We start from the raw sequence: 20,884 nt of genomic DNA on the forward strand, positions 1-20,884 counted from the left end.
GAGGGGTTTACGTGAAGAAGAAAATTGCCGTATTGCCAGGTGATGGAATTGGCCGGGAAATCGCATCAGGAGCTGTTGCCGTTTTGCAGGCAGCAGGTAAGCGTTTCGGCCACGAATTTGAAATTGAGTATGCGGATATCGGTGGTGCAGCGATCGATTCACATAACACACCGCTTCCGGGATCAACATTGGAACTTGCTCGGAATAGTGACGCTGTGCTGCTCGGTGCAGTAGGTGGTCCAAAGTGGGATAACTTGCCATCAGCAGAACGTCCGGAGCGCGGTTTGCTCGCGATTCGTAAAGAACTTGGACTGTTTGCGAATTTACGTCCAATTCCATCGTTTCAGAAACTTGTGCAATCTTCTCCGCTAAAGCCTGAAATTGCCGGAAATGTAAATATGCTGATCGTTCGTGAGTTGACAGGCGGCCTTTACTTTGGGAAACCAAGTGAACGACGCGGTGAGAACAATGACATCGTTGTCGATACACTTCAATACACGCGTGCTGAAATTGAACGAATCGTTGTCAAAGCGTTTGAATTTGCCGCCGGACGAGGAGGCAAATTAACGTCTGTTGATAAAGCGAATGTACTTGAATCAAGCCGTATGTGGCGCGAAATCGTCAATGAAAAAGCAGCAGATTATCCGAATGTGACAGTTGATCATATGTATGTTGATGCTGCGGCGATGAAGCTTATCTCAAGCCCTGGACAATTTGATGTCATCGTGACAGAAAACTTATTCGGAGACATTTTGAGTGATGAAGCATCCATGATTACTGGTTCACTTGGTATGTTGCCATCTGCAAGTTTGTCAGAAAGCGGCATCGGTCTATACGAACCGGTCCACGGTTCTGCCCCAGATATTGCCGGACAAAATAAAGCAAATCCACTTGCGATGATTCTATCGGCTGCGCTTATGTTGAAATACTCATTTAACATGCGTGAAGAAGGAGAAGCGATTGAGCGTGCTGTACAGTCTGTCTTAAATGATGGATACTGCACCCAGGATTTACAAATGGAAGGCAGTACAGTGGTTGGAACGGATAAAATGATTGAACTTGTGACACAGCGAGTAGCAAACGGATCAGATGTTGCAACTGATACTATTGTTTATATGTAAAGGGAAAAGCCACGGTGGATTCTATTCTTACTTGCACATATTGCAGGGAAGGAAGGGATCCCCGTTTTTTATCAAAAACACACATATGTAAGAGGAGGGACTGGGTATGACGAAGAAAAATGTTATCGAAAAAATTTGGGAAAATCATGTTGTAAACAGAACAGAAGGGAAGCCAGATCTTCTATATATCGATTTGCATCTTGTACATGAAGTAACATCTCCACAGGCATTTGAAGGATTACGAATTAGTGGACGCCGTGTGAGACGGCCTGATTTAACGTATGCGACAATGGACCATAACGTACCAACGATTGATCGTCATATTATCAATGACCAAGTTTCTAAAAAACAAATTGAAACACTTGAGCAAAATTGCCGTGAGTTTGGTATTGAACTTGCAGATATTGACCATCCAGATCAAGGAATTGTTCACGTTATCGGTCCACAGCTTGGATTGACACAACCGGGTAAAACGATTGTATGTGGAGATAGTCATACGTCTACACATGGCGCATTCGGTGCACTTGCATTCGGTATTGGTACAAGTGAAGTAGAACATGTTCTTGCTACGCAGACAATCTGGCAGCAACGTCCTAAAACATTACAAATTAAAGTGAATGGAAAACTAGGGTTTGGTGTTCAGTCAAAAGATATTATTCTTGCGATTATTGCAAAATTTGGTGTAAATGCTGGCACGGGTTATATCATGGAATACACAGGTGAAGCAATTCGTGATTTAACAATGGAACAGCGTATGACAATTTGTAATATGTCTATTGAAGCAGGGGCACGTGCAGGTCTCATCAGCCCTGATCAAACGACCGTTGAATATTTACGCGGACGGCGCTATGCTCCTCAAGGTGAAGAATTTGAAGCTGCAGCCGCAAAGTGGCTGGCTTTGGCGACAGATGAAGGAGCAGCATATGACAAAACACTTGAAATTGATGCAACGGAAATCGAACCGCAAATGACATGGGGAACCAATCCGTCAATGGGCAGCGGTATTTCAGGTACTGTTCCATCTCCTGATCAATTTGAGCGTGAAGCAGATAAAGAGTCCGTTCGCCTTGCACTAGACTATATGGGTCTTGAAGCAGGTACAAAGCTAACGGATATCCCTGTTGATTTCGTCTTTATTGGCTCATGTACAAACTCTCGTCTTAGCGATTTACGTGCAGCGGCTGAAGTAGCGAAAGGCCGTAAAGTACAAGGCAATGTAACAGCCATTGTTGTACCGGGTTCGCAAACAGTAAAGCAGCAAGCAGAGGCAGAAGGAATTGATAAAATCTTTATGGAAGCAGGCTTCGAATGGCGTGACTCTGGATGTTCCATGTGTCTTGCGATGAACGATGATGTTGTTCCGGCAGGGAAACGTTGTGCATCAACATCAAACCGTAACTTTGAAGGACGTCAAGGTAATGGTGCGAGAACGCATCTTGTCAGTCCAACAATGGCTGCAGCAGCAGCTGTGACAGGTCACTTTACGGATGTTCGTGAATTATCAAGCGTTAACTTATAATAAAGGAGGGTACAATATGCAGCCGATTAATCAATTTACTGGTGTTGTTTGTCCACTTAACCGTACAAATATTGATACAGATCAAATTATTCCGAAACAATTTTTAAAACGAATTGAGCGCCAAGGTTTTGGTCAGTTTGTCTTTTACAACTGGCGTTTTGATGAAGAGGGTAATAAACGAGAAGATTTTATTATGAATAAACCGCAATATGAAGGTGCCGAAATACTGGTTGCCGGTGAAAACTTTGGGTGTGGTTCATCACGTGAACATGCGCCATGGGCATTGCTTGATTATGGCTTCCGGATTATCATTGCGCCAAGCTATGCGGATATTTTTTATAACAATAGTGTGAAAAATGGTATTCTTGCGCTCAAGTTAACGGAAGAAGAAGTAGCAGTGGTTATGGAGCGCTCAAAAGAAGAAGGCTATCGTCTACATGTTGATCTTGAAAAACAATCGGTAAACGATGAAAATGGGTTTGTGGCTCATTTCGATATTGATCCATATTGGAAAAAAATGCTTTTAAATGGCTGGGATGAAATTTCTGTTACACTTACAGAGGAAGATTACATTCGTCAATACGAAGAAAAAGTGTATGGCCAACAATATAGCTAAACAAGAAGGATTCCATGGTGGAATCCTTCTTTTGTATGTTAAAGAATCGAAATAATCCATGAAATAACAACAATGGCACCAATAATCATTAAAATTGTTTTTAACATTTCTGCGTCACCTCATAAGCATTTGTTTTGAATAACATTCCCGCTATCTTTACTACTTAAACCTTTATCCCGCATTAACGGGCAGTAAGACCCCGCTTCAAGGCGTCGAAAAGAAAAGAAGGATAAGCGGGGGATCAATTGCCCGTAAAAGCCCGATTGGTTCGGGCCGGCCGAAGCCGGTCACTCAGGTATTGCCGCAGGACGCGGCGCTCTTTACCTGAGTTCCTTTTTATTCAGTGGGGGATGGGCGGAACGCAGACTAAGATCGTCACGTCCTGTGACAACGTCTGCATGATTCACATCGTGTGAACCTAACCCCCACTGAATGAAGTTTCACTTTATGAAAAAAGTGATGAAAAGAAGAAAGATGGATGAACTGTTGGAAATATTTATACGACTATTCTATTTTGTAGGCATGATATGAGGGAAAAAGGGAAACGTGTAAAGAGATGAATTTTGAAGGAGGAATGAATAATGGAGTTTAGAATTGAACAAGATACACTCGGTGAAATGAAAGTGCCCGCAGATAAATATTGGGGAGCACAGACACAGCGCAGTGTAGAAAATTTCCCCATCGGAACGGAAAAAATGCCAATTGAAATGATTTATGCATTCGCTCATTTAAAAAAAGCAGCGGCTGTTGCAAATGGTGAACTCGGCAAGCTACCTGAAGACAAAATGAATGTGATTATTGAAGCGTGTGATGAAATTTTAACTGGAAAATGGGATCAACAATTTCCACTCGTTGTTTGGCAGACAGGTAGCGGTACGCAATCTAATATGAATGTGAATGAAGTGGTGGCGAAACGTGCTTCAGAGCTTGTGGGCAAAGAGGGGTTTATTCATCCAAATGATGATGTGAATATGTCACAAAGCTCGAATGATACATTTCCAACAGCTATGCATATCGCAGTGTACGATGAGATTGAAAAGCGATTAAAAGTGGCATTAAAGCAATTTAAGAAGACATTGAAAAAGAAAGAAAAAGAATATATGGATGTCATTAAAATCGGCCGTACTCATTTGCAAGATGCGACGCCATTAACGCTTGGTCAGGAAATTTCTGGATGGCGTCATATGATTGTCCGTAGTGAAGAAATGATCGACCAGGCTAAAGAAGGACTACTAAATCTCGCTATTGGCGGGACAGCGGTCGGAACTGGCATTAACGCGGACCCAACGTTTGGTGATAAAACAGCCAAACAACTGAAAAAGCAGACAGGTTATTCGTTTGTTTCATCGAAAAATAAATTTCATGCGTTAACGAGTCATGATGAAATAGTCTTTGTACATGGTGCTTTAAAAGCACTAGCAGCCGATTCAATGAAAATAGCCAATGACGTTCGCTGGCTCTCAAGCGGTCCACGAAGCGGCCTTGGAGAATTATCGATTCCAGCGAATGAACCGGGCAGTTCCATTATGCCAGGGAAAGTGAATCCGACGCAAAGTGAAGCACTCACAATGGCAGCTGTTCAAGTATTCGGTAATGATGCAGCCGTCGGATTTGCTGCGAGTCAGGGGAATTTTGAATTAAATGTGTTTAAGCCGGTTATTGTATATAATACGCTCCAATCGATCCGGCTGTTAGCAGATGGAATTCGATCTTTTGATGAACGATGCGCATTAGGAATCGAAGCGAATCTTGACGTCATTCGTGGATTAATGGAACAGTCGCTTATGCTTGTGACGGCATTGAATCCGCATATTGGCTATGAAAAAGCGGCGAAAATCGCTAAGATGGCACATAAAGATGGAACAACGCTAAAGAAAGCAGCGCTTGCATCAGGTTATGTGAACGAAAACGACTACAACCGTTGGATTGATCCGTTGCAAATGGTAAATCTGTCTGAAAAGAAAAAGAAAAAAGAATAATAAAAAGCCATCTCAAAAGCTAAGCTTTTGAGATGGCTCCCTTTTTAAATATTTACTTTTGGAAGCCGCTTAATTGCTGTTCGGCCATTTGAACAAGACGTTTTGTAATTTCCCCACCAACAGAACCATTTGCACGGGATGTTGAGTCAGCACCTAACTGAACACCAAATTCAGACGCGATTTCATACTTCATTTGATCAATTGCTTGTTGAGCACCTGGAGCGACCAATTGATTTGAATTGCTGTTGTTGTTGTTTGCCATTACTGTTCACATCTCCCTTTTCTTGTTTTGGTCGGGTCTGACGGAGTTGCACCGTCGCGTGTGATTGATCGCCCGGAGCTGCCGGTGCGACCCGTTGTTGATTATGCTAGTAGTATGGATTGTACGCACTCATTTATACAAAGCATAAGCAGGTAGTTGTTTCCTATTAATGGGGAGTAGACCTCACAAGTATTTTTTTGGATGATATGTTATAGTATTCATACATAATTCTCAGTTAATGGAATAAAAAGTGGGTGACGCAATTCAAAAAGCGGCTCATCTAATTGCTAAAAAGCAAAAAGTTGAATTGATGCCGTTCCACTTAGGAATCAGCATCATTTTTACGTACATGGAAGGTGGGCACATGTTGAATGATTTTTGGCTCATTTTATTTATGGGTATCATTGGTGCGGTGATTGGCAGTATCACGAATGCAGTAGCCATTCGGATGCTCTTCAAACCCCACGAGGCCCGCTACATTGGCAAATGGCGTATTCCATTCACACCAGGACTAATCCCGAAACGACGTGCAGAACTGGCGAAGCAGGTGGGCAAAATTGTTGATGAACAGTTATTGACACCAGAAACGATTGAACAAAAATTAAATGAACCTGAATTTCGCAGTGAAATGGAATTATTTTTGCAGGCAGAGGTGAAAAAGTGGATTCAATCTAACATGACCGTAACAGAATTTTTTGAAAAGGTACACATTCCGGAAGTGGGCCTAAAAGTAGAAGCAAAAATAAATGAATGGATTGGTCAAAAATACAATTCCATTAAAGATTTTTACAGCGATCAAATTGTAAAAGAATCGCTGCCAGTCGAATGGCTTGATAAAATAGAAAATAAAATTCCAGAAGTGTCTTCTTATATTTTACAAAAAGGTATTGAATATTTTTCTGGTGAAGCTGGCCGTTATCGTGTGAAAAGAATGACCAATAATTTTCTCGCAGAACGGGGCAAGTTTGGTGGGATGATTCAAAAGGTACTTGGCAACACGTCGATTGAAGATAAAATTCGTCCGGAAATGATTAAGTTTTTAACGAGCCCGGGCACGAAAGACTTATTAAATGTTATTTTGAAAGATGAATGGAATAAAATAATCGAATGGAAGTGGGCCGGCGTAATTGGTAAATTTTCTGATGAGCAGGTTATAAATCAAGCGAAGACATTCATTGACGGACAACTTGATATTCAAATGATTTTTAATAAGCCAGTATCGGTCTATGCGCTTCCATTTGAAAAAAAAATCACTGACGTACTCATTCCAGGAATAATGGATAAAGGTATTATGAAAATCATAGTATGCATTCCGGAATTCATGAAAAAACTGAAAATTGCTGATATTGTACGCCAGCAAATTGAAACGTTCTCGATAGCTCGGTTGGAAATGATTGTTCTTAATATAACACATCGTGAATTAAAAATGATAACATTGCTCGGTGCTTTACTTGGCGGCTTAATTGGTGTTGTACAAGCACTGATTGTGACAGCATTTCCCACATGATCGGGCAATGATTTTCATGTTTTATTTCATATTTTAAACGCGTATCTACCTACTGATGGAAAAGAAGTAATTTTCCTTCAGGTGATGTGCATCGATAAGTATAGTTTTCATATGCATGTGCATGTAAAATTTGTGAACCTCGATCTTTCGCTTCATCATCTGTTTTGGCTTCAAAAGATTGATCAAGTAATTTTTTTCCGTCTTTTTTAAAAACAGTTAGTTTATACATGTTCCATCTCCTTGTAGACATGATACGATTATTGTATCCGATTTTCAGTAAAGAAAAAAGTATGATCTCTATTAAAGGAACATACGATCTGTGGTATAATAAACAGAAGAGTATAAAGAGGAGGGTGACGTCTTGGATAAAGGAATTACACAGTATGAAGCAGGCGAAAGTGTGGATTGCTTTTTAATGATCAAATCAGCTGTCAAAAGTACAGCTGTGAATGGAAATCCATATTTAACGCTTATGCTGCAAGATACGAGTGGAGAAATTGAAGCGAAGCTGTGGGATGCAAAAGATGAGACAGTAAAAATGTATGCACCGCAGACCATTGTAAAAGTAGCAGGTGACATTCAAAATTACCGCGGACGGATGCAGTTGAAACTTCGTCAAATTCGCCCGGCATCAAAGCAAGATGGAATGGATGCAGGAGACTTTCTCGAAACAGCTCCGCTCAGCCAGGAAGAAATGGCCGAGACGATTACGCAGTTTATTTTTGAAATGAAAAATCCCCATATACAGCGCATTACCCGTTCTTTATTGAAAAAATACTATCAACCATTTTTTGAATACCCAGCTGCTACGAAAAATCATCATGAATTTGTATCAGGCCTTGCATATCATGTTGTATCGATGTTAAAGCTAGCGAAATCCATCGCAGATCTTTATCCATCATTGGATCGTGATTTACTTTATGCTGGCGTCATTTTACATGATCTTGGCAAAGTAACGGAATTATCGGGTCCAGTCGCGACGACATATACAGCAGAAGGGAACTTGATTGGCCACATTTCTATTATGGTAAACGAAATCGGTCAGATGGCGAAAGAGCTTGGCATTGAAGGAGAAGAAGTGATGGTCCTTCAACATGTGGTCTTGTCTCACCATGGGAAAGCGGAATGGGGGAGTCCGAAGCCACCAATGATTAAAGAAGCGGAAATGCTTCATTACATTGATAACCTCGATGCAAAAATGAATATGCTTGACCGAGCGATGGAACGAACGAAGCCCGGTGAGTTTTCTGAACGTATTTTTCCACTCGATAACCGATCTTTTTATAAACCACTGTTTATAAAGTAAAAAGCACCCGTGAGGGTGCTTTTTTACTTTGCTTCTTTTGATTCTTCATCATCTTTTGGTTCTGATGTTGTGTCATCATTTGTTTCAAATGCGCCTTTTAAGTCTTTATCTATGACTTTCACATCTGCTGCTTTCATTTCTTTCTCAAGCTTTGTTTGGAGGGTGTCAGAATCGACTTTTGATTTTTTTACTTCATCTGTCATCTGACTCTTCATGTCTTCGAAAGAGCCTTTTTCTTTTTGATCCGTAATTTTAATAATGTGATAACCATAATCGGACTTTACTGGTTTACTCACTTCATTTACTTTTAATGTGCCAAGTGCTTCAGTAAACTCAGGAACGAACTGTGCACGTCCTGCGTTATCAATCCAACCGAGGCTTCCGCCGTTTTCAGCTGAACCAGGATCGGTTGAATATTCTGTAGCAAGTTTGGCGAAGTCACCGCCATCAGCGAGCTTTTGTTGTACTTCTTTCACTTTTGCTTCATCTTCAACGAGAATGTGGCTTACATTAATTTCAGGCTGCCAAGCATCATAATATTTTTTCACTTCATCGTCTGTTACTTTTACATCAGCGAGCGCTGCTTTTTCGCGGAGAAGTTCGAGCTTCAAAAATTCTTTAAAGCCGTCTTCATCAAGTCCATATTGTGCTAAAAACATTTCATACTGGTCGCCGAGCTGTTCTTTTGCTTTTTTCAATTCTTTTACCAGTTCATCATCCGTTACTTCATAGTTTTCAGAGAGGACTTTTTTCTGCATTAATTCTTGCAGTGCCTGCTCCATTTGTGGACCGTATTTTTCCTTCATTTCTGCATACAATTCCATGTCGGTAACGTCGCCTGCTTTTGATGTTGCGATGACGTTGCCGTCGCCAGCTCCATTGCAGCCAGAAAGTGCGAGAACACCCGCTGCTAATGAAAGAGGCAGTGCCCATTTCTTCATCTAAATAACAACTCCCTAGTTATCTTCTGTCGTATTGTGACAGAAATTTTAGTCTAGATATCAAAAACAACTATAACATAATTCAAGAACATGGAAAAGGAAAGGCGGACCTAGACGTATAGTATTTCAATGTAAGAAGTGGACAACAAGATAACGATTAAAATATTTACTGTCCGGAAAATTTTTTTATGACGCTCTTCTGGAATTTCTTTTTGGATACATAGTAAGTTCGTCATTCGATTTATATGGAACAAAATAAATATTGAAAAAATAACAAACGTAATGATAAGCGTAATCACAGTATAACCTCCCCCTTTTTCTCCTGTATCAATTACTATATCAAACTGTCGTCTAAAATGAAAACAGAACCCGCCGGCATCAGCGCCAGGCGGGTGGTTCATCGGGAACTAAAATCTCAAATCCATCCAAATCTTCTTCGATGATTGAGTCTTTAGGGCATGAGACAATTGTTTTTAAATAAAGAAAGTCAAATGAACAAATGCCGGTATGAAAAGCCACAGCCATTGTGAAATAGTGTAAATAGTGCGGCAATAGTACCGCGCTGGCTAAAAGAAGGGGCGTCATACTAAAAAACGGCAATATTAAGCAAGTAATAAATCGGTTTTTGGAGACCGGTTTTCGAGTGGTCACAGTTAAAACGGGCAAAAAAGAATACTTTAACTCCCACGTCATTTTTGGACGATGCGTGATCAAAGGGAGAAGGTGAAGCAATTTATGAAGCGGATAAACCGCAAGAAGACCGGCAGCGAACCAGGCAAAACCTGTTGCATACAGGGGCTCTGAATAATAAGATTGCATGGATGAAAAGGCGAGCGTAAAAACAATCATCGTCGTCACGAATGAAACGAAAAACAGTTTATTAAAACCATACGTTTTTTCGAAATTATAAATTCGCCAGCACTTCATAAAACATAACCTCCGCCGTACATAATAATACATGCCGTACATAATAATACATGCCGTACATAATAATACATAATTTACGACGGAAGAGCTTAAAAAGCAAGTGTATTTTTTACGAAAATGAAAACAGCGAAACTGCTAGGTGATTAACCGGATGTTTTTGTTTGTGCTGCCTGTTTTAATTTTCCGCTCACTTCATCAAAGTCTTTTTCAATATTGTAGATAGATGTTTCAAAAATGTCCATGAAGTCATCGCCGTAAACATTTTTAATAATAGCCATCAGTTCAGAGAGATCGGGGAATTTTCCGAATAGTTCACGAAGCGGTGCACTACCTGTAAATACAAGGTTTGTTTCAGGGTCATATTGCTCCATTAAGTCGAAAATCAGCTGCTCGCCTTCTTTTGTAATTTCGATGTATGTGTTTCGCTTATCTTCTTCTTTTTTCGAAAAAGTTAAAAACCCACGTTCTTCTAACTTTTTTGAAAAATTAAAAGCGGTGGATACGTGCATCACGCCGAAGTTTGCAACGTCCGTTATGGAGGCGCCTTTTAAATGATACGCAATCCAAAGAATATGATGTTCATTAATGTTTAAATCGTACGGTTTAATCCAGCGCTGCCAATCTTTTTCAACGGCTTTCCATAGTGCCTTCGACAATTGTGCCATACGCTGACTGAACATAAATGCTTCTTTCATCGAATATTGATGATTTGACATATTTGCACCTTCTTTTTTTATTTTCTCTATCCCATCCCAAATCAAATAGACTGATTGATATATATTATGCCAATAAAATAAAAAAATAGAAAGGATTTAATTAACTAAATTTTCGAAATAAATGAAAATAAAAAAGCACGCAGAGGATGTACACCATCTTCTGCGCGCTTTTTTACTTCTTTGGAACGGGCTGTGGAAGACTTTCTTGCAAATCTTCTACTGTTTTTTGAAGGCTAGCAATTTCAGATTGCAATGCCTGTTTGTTTGGTTCTATACTTTCTTTCCAAAGTGTGGCGTTCACTTTAACATTCCTGATCACTCCTGGAACGTCCTCTTTTGCGGCAACAATGAGACGCTTAACGGATTCCTTTACTTGACCGGCATTATCTTTAACTTCCAGCGCAGTCAATTTCGCCGAGACTTGTGCATCTTTCATCTTGCCTCGCGTTTCACGGCCGCTCGCAGGTGTGTTTAAAAGAGCTGTTGCTGCACCTGCTGGGAGGCCTATTAATAATCCTATACATAAAGACTTTTTATTCAATCCTTTCACCTCATTCATCATTTCTATAGCCAAACGACATACATGTATAGAATAACTTTTCCCGAATCTCATCTTTCACAAACGTATGGAATGGCTCCGTTACAGGTGAGCACTTATGGATGCCGCAATTTCTTTTAAATTATATGACTCATCATTCTCTTTGAAAACAGGGTGAAAACCGTCATTGGATCCGTAACGGGGGATTAAATGAATGTGATAGTGAAATACTGTTTGACCGGCGGTTTCACCGTTATTATTAAGCAAATTAAGCCCATTCGGTGAAAAAGAAGCTTGGATCGCATCTGCAACTTTTTTGACGGATTCAAATAATGGAGCAGTCAGATTAGGCGTCAGTTCAAAAATATTTTCTTTATGTACTTTCGGAATAACGAGTGTATGGCCTTTTGTCACTTGGCTAATGTCTAAGAACGCATAAACGTGTTCATCTTCATACACTTTTGCGGAGGGAATGTCACCGTTTACAATTTTGCAAAAAATACAATCATTCATTATCAAACACTCCTTTAAGGTTCATTACCAAAATTTTAGCACACAATGACAGGACGGGAAACTGTGTGTACTATCTCTCTTTTTGATACAATACAGTTAATGGATAAGAAGGAGAGGACGCGCGATATGTCTTTATTAACAGTAAAGGATTTGACCGGCGGCTATACACGCAAACCGGTGCTGCATGATGTTTCATTTGACGTTAGTGAAAATGAAATTGTCGGACTTATTGGTTTAAATGGTGCCGGCAAAAGTACAGCAATTAAACATATTATTGGCTTGATGGAACCAGTAAAAGGACAGGTGACGATTAAAGGCCAGACACTTGAAAAAAGTCCGTCTGAGTACCGCCGTCAATTTTCATTCGTACCGGAGACGCCCGTTTTATATGATGAATTGACATTAGAAGAACATATGAGGCTCACAGCGATGGCGTACGGCTTGTCAAAATCGGATTATGAAAAAAGAATCGGGCCGCTTTTAAAAGAATTTAGATTAGAATCGAAAATGAAATGGTTTCCCGCTCATTTTTCAAAAGGAATGAAGCAAAAAGTCATGATTATGGGCGCGTTTTTAACTGAACCCGCGCTTTATATTATTGATGAACCATTCGTTGGACTTGATCCGCTTGGTATTCGCTCACTCCTTGACTGGATGGGCAAAATGAAAGAAGGTGGGGCAGGCATTTTAATGTCGACACATATTCTTGCGACAGCGGAAAAGTATTGCGATAAATTTATTATTTTGCATGAAGGACGTGTACGGGCGAAAGGGACGATGGACGAGCTGCGCCGTGAATTCAGTATGCCAGGAGCTGCGCTTGATGATATTTATGTAGAATTAACGAAGGAAGAATCGCTATGAAGTTTTCAGCAGATGCGCTTTTTAAAGAACGGGTCGCGTCGTATTACGCTGAAGTCCGCAAATACACGCGCTACATGTTCAATGATCATTTATTATTCGTCCTTGTCTTCGCACTAGGTGCCATTCTTTATTATTACAGCGGCTGGGTGAAAACAATTGATGATACGTTTCCAGCCCCGTTTTTAATGGCGGGCATGTTAGCTATTGTTCTTGTTTGGAGTCCGGTATATACGTACATAAAACGGCCGGATACGGTGTATTTATTGCCACTAGAAGAAGAGATGGAAACCTATTTACAGAAAGCGGTATGGACAAGCTTTGCTGCACAAATTTATGTTTTAGTAGCATTACTTGCATTTTTAATGCCGATGTATGCCGCTGTGAGAGAAATTGGGTTTGGAAGCTTTTTTATCTTTCTAGCTATACTTCTGACTGCTAAGCTTTGGAATTTGTTTTGCCGGCTGGAGGCACTTAATTTACCGTCTAATGAAAAAAGGATGATCGACCTGGCCGTACGATTATTGCAAAACTTTGCGCTTTTGTATGCTGTGTTTTCCAGCTACATAGCCATTGCTGGACTTGTTGTCTTTTTCATGCTGCTCTGGCTTTTCTATATGGGCCGTCAAGGAAACCGTCCGCTTAAGTGGGAATTGCTTGCGGATCTGGAGGAAAAAAGGCTAACCGGTTTTTACCGGATTGCCAATATGTTTACCGATGTGCCGCATTTACGCGGGGCCGTAAAGCGGAGGGCGTGGCTTGACGGACTATTACCAGGGCCGCAAAGCGGAACACACACGTATTTGCTGTTCCGGACTTTTGTACGGATGAATGAATATTTTGGTTTGTATATTCGTTTAACGATTATTGCTGCCTTTATTATTTTGTTTAGTGGCACGATGGCTGTACAGCTCATTGCCGCCCTTTTGTTCCTCTATTTAACAGGCTTTCAGATTATGCCGATTGCGGCGCGCCACGATCATATTATATGGCCGCGTCTTTATCCGGCAGGCAATGGTGAAAAAAAGGCAGCGGTACAAAAGTTACTGATGCGCATCATGTTGATACAGTCTATTCTTTTCGGCGGGCTCTCCATCATAAATGGAACGCTAAACGGTGCAGTGATCGTGCTTGCTGCTACCCTCGTCTTTTCTCTCTTTTTTTCGAAAATCTATGCTCCTTCTAGGCTGGCAAAAATGAGCAGTGTCCGATGATTTGGGGTGTATTGGTATGTCTCATTTTATTTGTCATTACATTAACAGGATGGGAGTCCGAATGGGCAGAGGTATTAGATGATCGTGTATTCCAAACACTGAGTGGAAACTCTATCTTGCCTATGTTTTCATTTCTAGGCTCAGAAATGATGCTGGGCGGGGGAGCTGTTCTACTTATTTGTTTTCTTGCTTGGAAGCGTAATATCATCGGCGTCATTGTCGTTTTGATCGGTGTGGGTGGCGGTAACATATTAAATAAAGCATTAAAAGAATGGGTCGCAAGAGAGCGTCCGGCTTTTCCACACAGTGAAGATGGATTTAGCTTTGTAAGTGGACATGCAATGGTCGGCATTATTTTCTATTTGCTACTCGCATACTTCCTATCAATGTATACGAATAAAAAAAAGGTCGTATACAGCATCGCATTGCTTCTTGCTTTTTTATCCGGTATAAGCCGAGTCGCTGAAAAGGCGCACTATGCAACCGATGTAGCAGGGGGATGGCTGCTCGGTGCAGCAATTTTCTTCTTGCTGGTTTCGATACTTAACTACTATGTATTTAAAAAAGCTGCCTAATGCAGGCAGCTTTTTTAGTCCTTACTCTTCTATAGGAATCGTATAGGCCGTCAAATAAGATGGACCTGAGAAGATATTTGGGCGTTTATCAAGCCCTTCTTCTGTTCCCCGTTTTTTATGTGCGTGATTGAAAGCATCGGATGTTTTCCAGTTTTCAAACGCTTTTACGTCTTCCCATTGCGCGAAAATGACGTACGTATCCGAGTCAAGGGGACGCAATACGCGCATTGAGATGAAACCAGGTTCATTCTCAATAGCTCCAGCCCGGTTTTTAAATCGATGTTCAAATAATGGGCGGCCTTCGTCTGTAACAGGAATGTTATTCAACACCACATAGCCACGTTCCTCTATAATCCCAGCACCATCGACCACTTCATAGCGACGCGGTGATTCAAACACGCTTTTCCCATTCGTTTCATGAACGAGAGCGGCTCCTTCTGTACCTTCCATTAGCACGATCGTTTCTGCTGCATGCTTCGCTTGAATCGTTTTTAAGAAATCATATGTTCCGTTTGTAATGTATACATTCATCCTCATCACCTCAAGGAGTATTATACCGTGATGTAAACCCTTTCTTCCAATTTTAACACTCATGGACAAGTTCATTTGGCAAATTTTCGAACAAAGCATCCTTATAGTGAAAACATTGGGATGGTGGGCTATAATAGGCAATAGTTATTTTAATCGGTGAAAGGTGGCAATTAATCAAGATGAGGCAAATTAATGAGACTTTTTTAAAAGCGGCACGGGGAGAAAAAACGGATTATACACCAGTCTGGTATATGCGGCAGGCAGGCCGTTCGCAACCGGAGTACAGAAAGTTAAAAGAAAAATATTCGTTATTTGAAATTACCCATCAACCGGAACTTTGTGCGTATGTGACACGTTTGCCGGTTGAGGAGTACAATGTGGACGCAGCGATTTTATACAAAGACATTATGTCACCGCTGCCTGCCATTGGTGTGGATGTCGATATTAAATCAGGCATTGGTCCAGTTATATCGAACCCTATTCGCTCCGTAGCAGACGTGGAAAAGCTTGGGCAAATCGATCCTGAACGTGATGTTCCATATGTTCTTGAAACAATTAAATTGTTAACGAAAGAGCAGCTAAATGTGCCGCTCATAGGATTTGCTGGTGCACCGTTTACACTTGCCAGTTATATGATCGAAGGCGGACCATCTAAAAACTACAATAAAACGAAAGCATTTATGTACACAGAGCCAAAAGCTTGGTTTGCGCTTATGGATAAACTTGCAGATATGACGGTGACATATGTGCGTGCGCAAGTAAAGGCAGGCGCAAAAGCGATTCAAATTTTTGACTCATGGGTCGGGGCATTGAACGTTGCCGATTACCGTACATTTATTAAACCAATTATGGAACGTATTTTCAGCGAACTGCGCAGTGAAAATGTACCGCTTATTACATTCGGTGTCGGTGCGAGCCATCTTGCAAAAGAATGGCACAGTCTTCCAGTGGATGTTGTAGGTCTTGACTGGCGTCTGCAAATCAAGGAAGCACGGGCGATGGGATTAACGAAAACATTGCAGGGCAACCTTGATCCATCCCTTTTGTTGGCTCCTTGGGAAGTGATTGAAGAGCGTGTGAAAGACATTTTAGATCAGGGGCTGGCTGCTCCAGGGCATATTTTTAACCTTGGGCACGGTGTTTTCCCTGAAGTAAGTCCCGATACATTAAAGCGTTTAACATCATTTATTCATGAATATAGCGCAAAATAAGCAATCCTTTTTGAATTAGAAGTACGTTCGTGTCAAAATAAAGAGAATGAATCAATAATAAGGTGGGATATATATGACAAAGAAAAAAATGGGTCTTCTTGTAATGGCGTATGGTACGCCTTATAAAGAAGAAGATATTGAACGATACTACACGCACATTCGTTACGGCCGCAAACCATCAGATGACATGCTGGACGACTTGAAAAGCCGCTACAAAGCGATCGGAGGTATTTCTCCTCTTGCAAAAATTACGGAAGAACAGGCAACGGAACTTGAGTCGTTTTTAAACAAAATGCAAGATGAAATCGAATTCAAAATGTATATTGGCTTAAAACACATTGAACCGTTTATTGAAGATGCTGTTGGACAAATGAAAAACGATGGCATTGAAGAAGCAGTATCTATCGTTCTTGCACCACACTTCTCGACGTTCAGCGTAAAGTCGTACAACGGTCGGGCCGCGGAAGAATCCGCGAAAATTGGAGGGCCTTCAATTACATCGATTGAAAGCTGGTATCGTGAGCCGAAATTTATTCAATACTGGTCAGACAAAATTAAAGAAACAGTCGATTCAATGACAAAAGAAGAAAAAGAAAATTTTGTCTTAATCGTCTCGGCCCATAGCTTGCCGGAAAAAATTATTGCAGCGGGTGACCCATATCCGGATCAGTTAAAAGAGACAGCGGATCTTTTGGCAGATGCTGCAGGCGTCGAACGTTACGCAGTAGGCTGGCAAAGTGCCGGCAATACGCCAGAGCCATGGATCGGTCCAGATGTGCAGGATTTAACGCGCGATTTGTATAAAACAAATCAATATAAAGCATTTATATATGTGCCGGCGGGATTTATAGCGGATCACCTTGAAGTGCTGTATGACAATGATTACGAATGCAAGGTTGTCACGGATGAAGTAGGTGCAGCTTATTATCGTCCAGCTATGCCAAATGCGCGTCCAGAGTTTATTGAAGCACTGGGTGATATCGTCATGAAACATTTGAAAGAAAACGCGAACCGTTAAAAAGGCTAATTTTGTAGAATACCATTGTAAAAAAGAAGTGGGTCTCGACGGCAGAATTATCAGCTTTTTTTAAAACGCGAGTATTTGTCGCAAAAAAGTATCCATTCGTTGCTAAAAATAAAGTGAAACTTCATTCAGTGGGGATTAGGTTCACACGATGTGAATCATGCAGACGTTGTCACAGGACGTGACGATCTTAGTCTGCGTTCTGTCTATCCCCCACTGAATAAACAGGAACTCAGGTAAAGGGCGCCGCGTCCTGCGGCAATACCTGAGTGACCAGGCTCTGCCCGTTAATGCGGGATAAAAAATAGATTGTGAAAAGAGGCTGTTCGGGTCAGATAATCTCTGACCTTTTGAACAGGCTTTTTTTTATTGACAAGAAATGAGAAAAGACATAGAATAAAAATTGAACTAAATGACCAATTTATTATTATGGTCAAAAAGAGGTGGAATGAATGGCAGTTGATCGTAAAAGGTTCATTATCGAAGCAGCAACAAAATCATTTACATTGTTTGGATACAAAGCGACGACGATGGATCAAGTCGCTAAACTTGCTAGCGTAGGCAAAGGGACTATTTATACGTTTTTTAAAAATAAAGAAGAACTGTTTGAAGACATTATGATAACACTCATTCAAGAAATGAAACAGGCAGCGGAATCGGTCGTTCAAGAGACGAATTCTTTTCAAGAAAATGTCCATCTTGCTTTATTTGAAATGCTTCAGTTCCGCACGAAGCATCAGCTGGCTGTTAAACTATTTCAGGAGGAAAAAGAAATGGGTACACCGGCTGTGAGTGAGGCGGTAAGAAAAATGGAAAATGCTATTGTTGGTTATATAACGAATCAAGTATCCGCGGCAATTGATCGGAATGAAATTAAGCAGTGCGATCCGGAAATTGCAGCATTTATAATGATGAAGCTATATGTCACGCTTGTCGTTGATTGGGAACGGCGCGGCAATGCACTAAGTAAAGAAGAAATTGCCCAGCTGTTTGAATTGTATGTCTTTGAAGGGTTGGCCATTTAATGGCTGTCCTTTTAATTTTGAAGAGAAATGACCAAATGAATAAAATGGTCATATTTATATATGGAGGGATTTAGATGTTTATAAAAGAAATAAAAGCGATCATAAAAAGCCGGATGCTGCTTATTTCTGTCATTGCTATTATGATCATACCTCTCCTTTATTCAGGCGTGTTTTTATGGGCATTTTGGGATCCATATGGTCATCTTGATAAGCTGCCGGTAGCGGTTGTCAACAGCGACACAGGTGCAGATTTTGAAGGAGAACAATTGGAACTCGGTAATAAATTGGAAGAGGAATTACGTGAAAGAAGTGATTTTGATTTTGATTTTGTGACACCGAAAGAAGCACAGGATGGTCTTGAACAGCAGGAATATTATATGGTTATTGAAATCCCCAAAAATTTCTCGGAAAATGCGACAACATTAATGAATGAAAAGCCGAAAAAGCTTGAATTAACGTATATTCCGAATGAAAGTTATAATTTTGTTTCGTCACAAATTGGCCAGTCCGCGATGAAAGAAATTCGAGCATCACTGCAGAAAAGTGTGACAAAAACATATGCTGAAACAATGTTTGATAACATAAAGAAAATGGGTGACGGTTACGTAGAAGCAGGAGATGGCGCGGGTAAACTTGATGAAGGTGCGCTGAAAATGACAGAGGGCACGAATAAATTGAAAAAAAATCTAGAAACATTGGCAAACAGTTCAGTAACATTTTCATCCGGTATTGAAAAAGCGCGTGAAGGATCCAAGGATGTTGTAATGGGAGCTGATCGGTTATCTAGTGGATTCATACAACTTAGTGAAGGGCAATCACAACTAATTGATGGCGGCAAACAGCTACAAATAGGAACAGAAAAGCTAGCATCAGGTGCTGCTGAACTTGAAACAGGTCTTAATAAGGTAAATGAAAGAATGATGGAATTAACGGAAGGCACGTCGTCTGTCAAAGCAGGTGTGGATCAACTTCGTGAAAAACTGCCTGTTCTGTCAGACGGTACAGGCATGATCGCGGACGGTGCTGTTAATTTGACTACGGGCATGACAAAGTTTGAAGAAGAATTGAAAAATCAGATTAGTGCTGCTCAAACCGAGCAGATGGAACAGTTGGAGCCGATTTTAGCCCAAGTAATGACAGAAGAACAGCTGGAAGCAATGCAAACATCTATGAAAGTAAATAAGGAGAAAATGAATGCCAGCATTGAAGCGGGATTTGATGAGTTGCAAACGGGCAGCGCTCAACTTGTATCCGGTGCAAATGAGATAAATCAATCTGTATCCGGTGCCTTAACAGAAAATATGGATCAGTTGTCAAACGTTCTCGGCAATATACAAGATGGACAGACGCAACTACAATCGGGAATTGGAGAAATGGCAGCAGGCGCAGGACGTATAAATACAGGTGCGGTACAGCTTCAAAGCGGTGAGCAGGACCTTGTGACAGGATTAAATACGATGGCGGAGAAGTTAAATGAAGCCAAAAAAGGCTCTGATACGCTTACGAAAGGCGCTAAGGATTTATCCAGCGGTTTGTCTGAACTTGCGGGAGGATCACACGAGTTGTCGAACGGTGCAGGCAAGCTAGTGGACGGATCAGCGGAACTTGCTTTGGGCTCTACAGAACTTGAAAAAGGCACGAAAGAACTGCAAGAAGAGCTAATAAAAGCAGCGGAAGAAGCAGGCGATATACAGTCAGATGACAAGACGTATGACATGATGGCAGAACCAGTCACTGTGGACAAGAAAGCTTTTCATAGCGTACCGAACTACGGAACGGGCATGGCGCCTTACATGCTATCACTTGGTTTATTTGTCGGAGCGATTATGCTGACGATTATTTTTTCATTGAAAGAACCGCCGGTGCAACCGAAAAGTGCACGATCCTGGTTTGCAGGAAAACTGGGCGTATTTGTTCTTGTCGGGTTTGTACAGGCGATGGCGGCTGCGATCTTTTTGCTAATTGGACTCGATCTTCATGTGCAAAGTGTGCCACGCTTTTTCGTTATGGCAGTCATCTCCAGTGTATCATTTATGACGCTGATTCAAATGCTCGCGACGATTCTTGGTAATCCGGGCCGGTTTATTGCGATTTTAATTTTAATCAGCCAATTGACAGCGAGTGGCGGTACATTCCCGCTTGAACTTATTCCGAATGCTCTGCAGTATATAAACAGACTGCTGCCGATGGCGTATTCGATTGATGCATTCCGGGCGGTTATATCAAGCGGTGATTATGCCTTTATGTGGAGAAACGCAGCGGTCTTAATCGGGTTTGCGTTGTTTAATATGACGATGACGGCGATTTATTTCCGCGGTCAATTTAAGCGTCAGTATGGTCGATTTGAAACAGTTTAAAGATGGCAAATAGCCGTCTTTTTTTCATTCTAAATAATTACCATAGTTATTTCACACATATTATTTATGCGGAAATGGGTCGCGATAGGGCAAGTCATCTGAATCATTAAACAGCAAAAAACACCAGCTGCGCCTTGGCCG

22 protein-coding genes are annotated in these 20,884 nt (G+C 41.0%); 13 read left to right on the forward strand and 9 right to left on the reverse strand.

The window, feature by feature from the left end; genetic code table 11:
• Nucleotides 1-11 precede the first annotated feature (11 nt).
• The 4 genes from leuB to fumC all read left to right on the forward strand — a co-directional run bounded on the left by leuB (nt 12) and on the right by fumC (nt 5,235).
• Nucleotides 12-1,121: a 3-isopropylmalate dehydrogenase gene (gene leuB / locus BLL40_RS13145; protein ID WP_073712334.1), complete on the forward strand. Its 1,110-nt coding sequence runs from the start codon at nt 12-14 to the stop codon at nt 1,119-1,121.
• 106 nt (nt 1,122-1,227) lie between these two features.
• Nucleotides 1,228-2,640, forward strand: a complete 1,413-nt coding sequence (leuC, locus tag BLL40_RS13150; RefSeq protein WP_073712335.1) for a 3-isopropylmalate dehydratase large subunit — start codon at nt 1,228-1,230, stop codon at nt 2,638-2,640.
• A gap of 16 nt (nt 2,641-2,656) precedes the next feature.
• Complete coding sequence (leuD, locus tag BLL40_RS13155) at nt 2,657-3,256, forward strand: 3-isopropylmalate dehydratase small subunit (protein ID WP_073712336.1); 600 nt, start codon at nt 2,657-2,659, stop codon at nt 3,254-3,256.
• Nucleotides 3,257-3,837: 581 nt separating this feature from the next.
• A complete protein-coding gene (gene fumC, locus BLL40_RS13160) occupies nt 3,838-5,235 on the forward strand; it encodes a class II fumarate hydratase (RefSeq protein WP_073712337.1) in 1,398 nt (465 codons plus the stop codon).
• A 52-nt stretch (nt 5,236-5,287) separates the two neighbouring features.
• Here fumC and BLL40_RS13165 read toward each other — a convergent pair whose 3' ends face one another.
• The gene (locus BLL40_RS13165; protein WP_073712338.1) at nt 5,288-5,497 is read right to left on the reverse strand and encodes an alpha/beta-type small acid-soluble spore protein; all 210 of its coding nucleotides are present in this window, start codon (nt 5,495-5,497) and stop codon (nt 5,288-5,290) included.
• Between the two features lie 250 nt (nt 5,498-5,747).
• On the opposite strand from BLL40_RS13165, the gene BLL40_RS13170 reads away from it, so the two are divergent.
• A complete protein-coding gene (locus tag BLL40_RS13170) occupies nt 5,748-7,004 on the forward strand; it encodes a DUF445 family protein (RefSeq protein WP_083566519.1) in 1,257 nt (418 codons plus the stop codon).
• Nucleotides 7,005-7,053: 49 nt separating this feature from the next.
• Here the strand turns inward: BLL40_RS13170 and BLL40_RS13175 are convergent, their stop codons facing one another.
• The gene (locus tag BLL40_RS13175) at nt 7,054-7,233 is read right to left on the reverse strand and encodes a YhzD family protein (protein ID WP_073712339.1); all 180 of its coding nucleotides are present in this window, start codon (nt 7,231-7,233) and stop codon (nt 7,054-7,056) included.
• A gap of 132 nt (nt 7,234-7,365) precedes the next feature.
• Here BLL40_RS13175 and yhaM point away from each other — a divergent pair, with 132 nt between their 5' ends.
• Nucleotides 7,366-8,310, forward strand: coding sequence for a 3'-5' exoribonuclease YhaM (gene yhaM / locus BLL40_RS13180; RefSeq protein WP_073712340.1), 945 nt, complete (start codon nt 7,366-7,368; stop codon nt 8,308-8,310).
• Between the two features lie 23 nt (nt 8,311-8,333).
• Here yhaM and BLL40_RS13185 read toward each other — a convergent pair whose 3' ends face one another.
• From BLL40_RS13185 to BLL40_RS13210, 6 genes are all read right to left on the reverse strand, one after another.
• Entirely contained in the window at nt 8,334-9,251 is a 918-nt protein-coding gene (locus BLL40_RS13185) for a peptidylprolyl isomerase (protein WP_073712341.1), read from the reverse strand.
• 110 nt (nt 9,252-9,361) lie between these two features.
• Complete coding sequence (locus BLL40_RS13190; protein ID WP_073712342.1) at nt 9,362-9,550, reverse strand: hypothetical protein; 189 nt, start codon at nt 9,548-9,550, stop codon at nt 9,362-9,364.
• 79 nt (nt 9,551-9,629) lie between these two features.
• Nucleotides 9,630-10,178: a DUF3267 domain-containing protein gene (locus BLL40_RS13195; RefSeq protein ID WP_073712343.1), complete on the reverse strand. Its 549-nt coding sequence runs from the start codon at nt 10,176-10,178 to the stop codon at nt 9,630-9,632.
• A gap of 143 nt (nt 10,179-10,321) precedes the next feature.
• Entirely contained in the window at nt 10,322-10,894 is a 573-nt protein-coding gene (locus tag BLL40_RS13200) for an HTH-type transcriptional regulator Hpr (RefSeq protein ID WP_073712344.1), read from the reverse strand.
• A 172-nt stretch (nt 10,895-11,066) separates the two neighbouring features.
• The gene (locus BLL40_RS13205; protein ID WP_073712345.1) at nt 11,067-11,435 is read right to left on the reverse strand and encodes a YtxH domain-containing protein; all 369 of its coding nucleotides are present in this window, start codon (nt 11,433-11,435) and stop codon (nt 11,067-11,069) included.
• Nucleotides 11,436-11,534: 99 nt separating this feature from the next.
• Nucleotides 11,535-11,945 (reverse strand): HIT family protein, encoded by a 411-nt coding sequence (locus BLL40_RS13210; protein WP_073712346.1) that lies wholly within the window; start codon nt 11,943-11,945, stop codon nt 11,535-11,537.
• A 126-nt stretch (nt 11,946-12,071) separates the two neighbouring features.
• Between BLL40_RS13210 and BLL40_RS13215 the strand changes: the two genes are divergently transcribed.
• Genes BLL40_RS13215 through BLL40_RS13225 form a run of 3 tightly spaced genes read left to right on the forward strand, consistent with a single transcriptional unit; the run spans nt 12,072 to nt 14,595 of the window.
• Nucleotides 12,072-12,809: an ABC transporter ATP-binding protein gene (locus tag BLL40_RS13215; RefSeq protein ID WP_073712347.1), complete on the forward strand. Its 738-nt coding sequence runs from the start codon at nt 12,072-12,074 to the stop codon at nt 12,807-12,809.
• Nucleotides 12,806-14,020 carry an ABC transporter permease gene (locus BLL40_RS13220; RefSeq protein WP_073712348.1) on the forward strand — a complete coding sequence of 405 codons (1,215 nt, stop codon included), beginning with the start codon at nt 12,806-12,808 and terminating at the stop codon, nt 14,018-14,020. The genes BLL40_RS13215 and BLL40_RS13220 overlap by 4 nt, the downstream gene beginning before the upstream one ends.
• Nucleotides 14,017-14,595, forward strand: coding sequence for a phosphatase PAP2 family protein (locus BLL40_RS13225; RefSeq protein ID WP_073712349.1), 579 nt, complete (start codon nt 14,017-14,019; stop codon nt 14,593-14,595). Before BLL40_RS13220 ends, BLL40_RS13225 begins: the two co-directional genes overlap by 4 nt.
• Nucleotides 14,596-14,616: 21 nt before the next feature.
• On the opposite strand, the gene BLL40_RS13230 is transcribed toward BLL40_RS13225, so the two are convergent.
• Complete coding sequence (locus tag BLL40_RS13230) at nt 14,617-15,126, reverse strand: antibiotic biosynthesis monooxygenase family protein (protein ID WP_073712350.1); 510 nt, start codon at nt 15,124-15,126, stop codon at nt 14,617-14,619.
• A gap of 179 nt (nt 15,127-15,305) precedes the next feature.
• Between BLL40_RS13230 and hemE the strand changes: the two genes are divergently transcribed.
• The 4 genes from hemE to BLL40_RS13250 all read left to right on the forward strand — a co-directional run bounded on the left by hemE (nt 15,306) and on the right by BLL40_RS13250 (nt 20,743).
• Entirely contained in the window at nt 15,306-16,337 is a 1,032-nt protein-coding gene (gene hemE, locus BLL40_RS13235) for a uroporphyrinogen decarboxylase (protein WP_073712351.1), read from the forward strand.
• A 73-nt stretch (nt 16,338-16,410) separates the two neighbouring features.
• Entirely contained in the window at nt 16,411-17,355 is a 945-nt protein-coding gene (gene hemH, locus BLL40_RS13240) for a ferrochelatase (protein ID WP_073712352.1), read from the forward strand.
• Between the two features lie 458 nt (nt 17,356-17,813).
• A complete protein-coding gene (locus BLL40_RS13245; RefSeq protein WP_073712353.1) occupies nt 17,814-18,386 on the forward strand; it encodes a TetR/AcrR family transcriptional regulator in 573 nt (190 codons plus the stop codon).
• A 74-nt stretch (nt 18,387-18,460) separates the two neighbouring features.
• On the forward strand, nt 18,461-20,743 hold the full coding sequence (locus BLL40_RS13250) for a YhgE/Pip domain-containing protein (RefSeq protein ID WP_073712354.1): 2,283 nt from the start codon (nt 18,461-18,463) through the stop codon (nt 20,741-20,743).
• Nucleotides 20,744-20,884 lie beyond the last annotated feature (141 nt).

Origin of the sequence: Domibacillus mangrovi (assembly GCF_001906925.1) — a bacterium.
GTDB lineage: Bacteria > Bacillota > Bacilli > Bacillales > Domibacillaceae > Domibacillus > Domibacillus mangrovi.